Origin of the sequence: Actinosynnema sp. NPDC023658 (assembly GCF_040639995.1) — a bacterium.
GTDB lineage: Bacteria > Actinomycetota > Actinomycetes > Mycobacteriales > Pseudonocardiaceae > Actinosynnema.
This window is the reverse complement of record NZ_JBFAAX010001061.1, coordinates 1-1,830: the sequence shown is the minus strand read 5'-3', so window position 1 is coordinate 1,830 and position 1,830 is coordinate 1. Positions and strand designations below refer to the sequence as shown.

The following is a 1,830-nucleotide window of genomic DNA, read 5'->3' as shown; positions in this document are numbered from 1 at the left end:
CCCGTCACGTGGTGCGTGCGCGGCCGTGACGCGGTGCACGAGCGGCTGCCGATCGACCCCGAGGAGGTCGTCGGTCTGGCCGAGGCGCTCCAGGGCTTCCCGCCCGTGCCGTCGCGCTGGATCGAACCGTCGTCCGCGCCCGGCTGGCTGGTGCCCGAGGGGTTCGGGGACGTCGGCTCCATCGTGGTGACCCCGCTGCCGGGCCACGGCGTCCCGGCGGGCGCGCTGGTGCTGCTGCGGCGCACCGAGCAGCAGGTGTTCAGCGAGGAGGAAGAGGTCTTCGCGCGGCTGTTCGCGGCCCGTGCGGGCGCGGCGATGTCGGCGGCGCGGATGTTCGCCCAGCAGGTGTCCATCACCGAGACGCTGATGCGCGAGCTGCTGCCCCCGACGCTGCGCGCCGTCGACGGCGTGCAGTTCGCGGGCCGCTACCGCCCGGCGCTGGACACCGAACGCGTCGGCGGCGACTTCTACGACGTGCACCCGGTGGCGGGTGAGGCGGGGGAGTCCCTGGTCGTGCTCGGTGACGTGTGCGGCAAGGGCCTGGAGGCGGCGGTGATGACCGGCAAGGTCCGCGCCACCCTGCACGCGCTGCTGCCGCTGGCGGGCGACCACCGGCGGATGCTGACCCTGCTCAACGACGCGCTGCTCAGCTCGCACCACACCCGGTTCGTCACGCTCCTGCTGGCGTCCGCGACCCGCGTCGGGCCCGACGTGCGGCTGCGGGTCACCAGCGGCGGGCACCTGCCGCCGCTGGTCGTGCGGTCCACCGGGGAGGTGCACGAGGTACCCACGCGTGGCACCCTCATCGGCGTGCTGCCCGAGATCGACGCCGTGACCGCCGAGGTCGTCCTGGCGCCCGGCGAGACGTGCCTGCTCTACACCGACGGGATCACCGAGGCGGTCGGCGGGCCGCTCGGGGACGAGATGTTCGGCGAGGACCGGCTGCACCGCACGCTCGCGGCGTGCGCCGGGATGCCCGCGGACGCCGTCGTGGAGCACGTGCACATGGTCGCGTCGCAGTGGATCGGCGCGGGCGGCCACGACGACGTCGCCGTGCTGGCGATCACCGCGCCGCGCGGCAGGCACCTGACGGCGGTGGCGGACGGCGAGCGGGAGACGCGCACCGGATGAGCGCCGTGGTGGTGGACGCGCGCGGAGGTGCGCGGCAGCTGTGGGACGCGGTCGTCGACGGTGACGAGGACCGGGCGGCCGAGGTGGTGCTGCGGGCGCTGGCCGAGGGGATCGACGCCGAGACCGTGCTGCTCGACGTGATCGGCGCGGTGCAGCGGCGGGTCGGCGCGGAGTGGGCGGCCAACCGCCTGACCGTCGCCCAGGAGCACACCGCCACCGCGATCAACGAGCGGGTGATCGTCAGGCTGGGCGCGGCCGTCGACCGCCCCGCGCGGCACGGCGGCCGGATCACCGTGGCGTGCGTCGACGGCGAGTGGCACGCCCTGCCCGCCCGGCTGCTCGCGGAAGTGCTGAAGCTGCGCGGTTTCCGCGTCGACTACCTGGGCGCGCAGGTGCCGGCCCCGCACCTCATCACCCACCTGCACAGCACCGACCCGGACGCGGTCGCGCTCTCCGGGTCGCTGGCCACCCGACTGCCCACCGCGCACGCCACCATCACCGCCTGCCAGTCCGCCGGGGTGCCGGTGGTGGCGGGCGGCGCGGCGTTCGGCCCGGACGGGCGGTACGCGCGGCTGCTCGGAGCGGACGTCTGGGCGCCCGACGCCCGCACCCCAGCCCACCCGAAGTCGACCGCTCCGCTGCCCCGCCCCCGCGGCGGCTACCCGCCGATCGACGACCTCCCGCACCAGGGCGACCACG

At 75.9% G+C, this 1,830-nt stretch carries 2 protein-coding genes; both read left to right on the top strand.

What is annotated here, in order from left to right; all coding sequences use genetic code 11:
- Positions 1-1,131 (top strand): PP2C family protein-serine/threonine phosphatase (locus AB0G02_RS38065; RefSeq protein WP_360804730.1); only part of this gene is annotated, 1,131 nt, incomplete at its 5' end.
- Positions 1,128-1,830 (top strand): cobalamin-dependent protein (locus AB0G02_RS38060; protein ID WP_360804727.1); only part of this gene is annotated, 703 nt, incomplete at its 3' end. The genes AB0G02_RS38065 and AB0G02_RS38060, both read left to right, overlap by 4 nt.